The sequence below is a fragment of the Thiohalophilus sp. genome (assembly GCF_031581315.1).
Lineage (GTDB): Bacteria > Pseudomonadota > Gammaproteobacteria > UBA6429 > Thiohalophilaceae > Thiohalophilus.
Map to the genome: position 1 here is coordinate 1 of NZ_JAVLAZ010000062.1, position 3,801 is coordinate 3,801.

Genomic DNA, 3,801 nt, shown 5'->3' on the forward strand with positions numbered 1-3,801 from the left:
CGCCGGATCTGTTGCAAATTCGCGATGAAGGGGTGCAAGTTCGGGTGACCTACAAGAAAGAGTGGGATGACGGGTTCGGTGCCAGAGGGTGGAAGTTAGATGCCACGATCGGTGATCCCGTCATCATCGCCAGCACCCGGGAGACCGGGCAGTGCATTCCTACTTCGGTTTTCGTGCACGATATTCTGGACCATTTTCTTTCCGGCTTTGGTGTGAGCGGCCATCGAAGTGAAGCGATGGCGCTGAGGCAGCTGTACAGGCGCACCGGTTCGGATCCGCGGCCCGACTACAGGCAACTGGTTAAGGAAGATCTATTTTATGGCATGGTTAATGGCGAAAAGCTGACAACATTTCTTCCCGAGGATTTGTCTTCCATGCTGCCTTCGTATAAAGCGTTGACAGATCAGGAAATAATCGCCTTTCTCAAAAATAAACTGGGCGAAGACAAACTGACTGACTCGCTTGTTAATCGTTTCTTTGAGCTGGGAGTCGCCAGTGAGTCTCATGCTGATGAGAGCTGGCGGAAACTGGCTCTGGATCCGGGTAAGCGAACAGAAATCGGTCTGGCATTACAAGCTGTTCTCACTAAAGCAGACACCATGGCACAAGAGTCCGGTGTGGAGATGCTTGAAGCAACGATTGCTATCAGTAATGACAAATGTGTTTTGACGGTCGATGAGGTTTGCGTTCCCCAATCCGTCTTTAGTCAGGATGTTGCCTGAGAAGCCGTTTTGCCGATATCGGCTATAGAATAAAACCTCGAAGCGGGTCGGCATCCAATAACTTAACCACATTGGTGGGATTGGCATAGGGATATGAGTACTCCGGCGGTTCTCAAGGCGCTCTCCTCGGCCGGGACAGCGATGAAGGAGTTTGGCGCCTGGGAGGCATGGGCGCGCGGGTGAACAATATCTGCAAGCGGATCTGGCTGTTGCTCAGGCATGTGCGCGGCTGAGGAGGATGTGTCCTGTTGACCGCTTTCTTGATGCCCGGATAGCGGTGCGTGGAATGCATCCTGTTACTGAAACTCTTTCGGACTGTGTCATATATGAAATAATTGATTTTCGCCACGTTATCCGCTTGCCATAAATGCTGAAAATACGTTTTCAGCGCAGTTGTGATGTGAGCGAATTGTGCGGTGGGGAGGGGTCCGCCTGTTTGCGGGCGTTTATTAAAAAAGGAGAAAAATCATGAAAGAAATCTTTGTGTTCAATTCCATGCTGACGCCGAAAATCATCACCATCGTTTATTGGCTCTTGTTGCTGTTTGTGCTGATAGGCGGGATTGGTACTATGTTCTCCAGTCCTTATGGTTTCAGTTTCACCCAGTTTTTGATGGGGCTCGGAGCAATTATAGGCGGGGCGATCTTTGCCCGAATCTGGTGCGAGCTGCTGATCGTTCTGTTCAAAATCCATGAAAATATCAAAACCATTGCCAGTAAGTAATCGCTGAGTTGTTAGCTGGCGGCGTTGTTTGCAATGGGCTTGTGTCGCCGGCTATTTTATTCAACTCTAATGTAGTGGCACCGCTATGGGCAGCTGTGTTGCATTTTTTATTCCCGCGATGTTTTCGATTGAATCTTGTTGGAACCTGTTGACGCACTGTTTGTCCGATTTAAAACTGTGTAATTTATCCTGCTGCTTGTAGAGGGCCGTTAGGCATGGCAGGTTGTTGCCACTCCAGACATGTTCTAATACACAATAATAACGAGGTTTTGAGGATGCCCGATCTGTTTCGCGCCCCGACGGCGCGTGTTCCACCCCGGTTGTGGGCATGGCCCCTGACGATCCTGTTGTTTCTGAATCTGACATCCGCGCGGGCCGCCGAAGCGCCAACGGTGGTGGTCGAGAAGGCGCGCGAGGCGGAGATCGTTCGTCAGGTGCCGCTCAGTGGCACGGTTACCTCGGCCAGAGTCTCGCGGCTGTCGGCCGAGATCAGCGGCCAGGTGGCGTCACTCAAAGTGGATTTCGGTGATCGGGTCGAGGTCGGGGATGTGTTGCTGGTGCTCGATAGTGAAATCGGCAAGTGGGAATATCAGGCCAGCCAGGCACAGACCGAGCAACTGCGCGCCGAGTTGATGGACGCGAAGCGCCGTTATGCCGATGCGCAACGCCTGCGCAAGCAGAACAGCATCTCGGAAAACGAAATCCAGCTGCGCCGGGCGGAAGTCGAGATCAAGGCCGCCGCGTTGAAGCGTCAGAAGGCCGAGGAGCAGCGCCAGCAGGCCCGCTTCGAACGCCACGTGGTGCGGGCGCCGTTTGCCGGGGTGATCAGCGACAAGCTGACCGAGGTGGGCGAGTGGGTCGATCCCGGTACTACGGTGCTGGAGCTGGTCGGACTGGACACGCTGCATGCCGATTTTTCGGTACCCCAGGCCTTCTATCCCCTCATCGATGACAACAGCCGGATCACTCTGACGCTGGACGCCCTGTCCGAACGGCAGTTTGAGGGGCAGATCGACGCGGTGGTGCCGGTCAACGATCGCAGTGCCCGGACTTTTATGCTGCGCGTCCTGTTCGACTCGGTCGATGTGAATATTATCCCGGGGATGTCGGTCAACGGCCTGTTACAGGTCTCGGCCGATCGCCATGGTATTGTGGTCTCGCGTGATGCGATCTTGCGCTATCCCGATGGCCGGGTCACGGTCTGGGTAGTCCGCGAACAGGACGACGGCTTGCACGTGGTCGAACGCAGGGTGACGACCGGCCACGGGTTTGACGGGCAGGTTGAGATCCGCGAGGGCATCAAGGCCGGCGATACCGTGGTGGTCGAGGGTAACGAAGCCCTGGAAGCCGATCAGGCCGTTCGCATCGAGTCGCGGGGCGGGGAACGCTAAGGCATGTTTCAATCGATGATCCATCGCGGCACTCTGATAGCCGTGGCCGTGCTGATTGTGGCGGTGCTGGGTGTGGTGGCGGCCATGCGCATTCCGGTGCAGATGATTCCGGATCTGGAAGTGCGCACGATTACCATTCGCACGTCCTGGCCGGGCGCGACGCCGCAGGATGTGGAAAAAGAGATCATTATCGAACAGGAAGAGTACCTGCGCAGCGTGCCGGGGCTGGAACGGATCATTTCTTCCTCGTCGTTCGGCCAGGCTTCCATTGAACTGGAGTTTCCCTTCGGTATTGATCTCAATAATACCCTGATCGAGATCAACAATGCCCTGTCGCAGGTACCGTCCTATCCCGAGAACGTAGATGAGCCGCGTATCTACGCCTCCTCGTTCTCCAGTAACTCTTTTATGTATTTCCGTGTCATGCCGCTGGACGGTAATCCGCGCAATCTGGACATGGTGATGATGCAGGATTACGTGGATGACAACGTGCGGGTGCGCATGGAGACCGTGCCGGGTGTCTCCATGGTCAATGTTTACGGCGGAGCGGAACGTCAGATTCAGATAATGCTCGATCCCGCCAAACTGGCCGAGCGGGATATCACCATTGCCCAGGTGCGCGATGCCATTCGTCAGCGCAACCGGGATATCTCCGGCGGCGAGCTGGAATCGGGCAAGCGCCGCTATCTGTTGCGCACCATTGGCCGCTTTGCCGATCTCGATGACATGCGCGAGCTCATTCTCGATCGACGTGGCGATGCCATCATTCGATTGGGCGACGTGGCGACGCTGCAACTGGACCACTACAAATTGAGCCGGCTCTCCTATACCGACGGCAAGCCGGTGATCGGTATGTCGGTACGCCGCCAGCCTGGTTCCAATGTCATCGAGATCAAGGAAGGCATGCTGGAGCAGATGGCGGCCATCAACCGCGAGGTGCTCAAACCGGCCGGCATGCAGATGCG

The 3,801-nt window shown here is 55.6% G+C and carries 4 protein-coding genes; all 4 read left to right on the top strand.

Going from position 1 to position 3,801, the window contains the following annotated elements; translation table 11 throughout:
* On the top strand, positions 1–722 hold a 722-nt coding region (locus tag RI563_RS09545), incomplete at its 5' end, for a hypothetical protein (RefSeq protein ID WP_411293573.1).
* A gap of 468 nt (positions 723–1,190) precedes the next feature.
* Positions 1,191–1,445: a DUF4282 domain-containing protein gene (locus RI563_RS09550; protein WP_310694147.1), complete on the top strand. Its 255-nt coding sequence runs from the start codon at positions 1,191–1,193 to the stop codon at positions 1,443–1,445.
* A 275-nt stretch (positions 1,446–1,720) separates the two neighbouring features.
* Positions 1,721–2,836, top strand: a complete 1,116-nt coding sequence (locus tag RI563_RS09555) for an efflux RND transporter periplasmic adaptor subunit (protein ID WP_310694148.1) — start codon at positions 1,721–1,723, stop codon at positions 2,834–2,836.
* A 3-nt stretch (positions 2,837–2,839) separates the two neighbouring features.
* Positions 2,840–3,801, top strand: a 962-nt coding sequence (locus RI563_RS09560; protein ID WP_310694149.1) for an efflux RND transporter permease subunit, incomplete at its 3' end; no start/stop codon positions are given.

Coding starts and splice junctions, on each gene's coding strand:
- RI563_RS09555 (WP_310694148.1), top strand. CDS start 1,721: ATGCCCGATCTGTTTCGCGCCCCGACGGCGCGTGTTCCACCCCGGTTG.
- RI563_RS09550 (WP_310694147.1), top strand. CDS start 1,191: ATGAAAGAAATCTTTGTGTTCAATTCCATGCTGACGCCGAAAATCATC.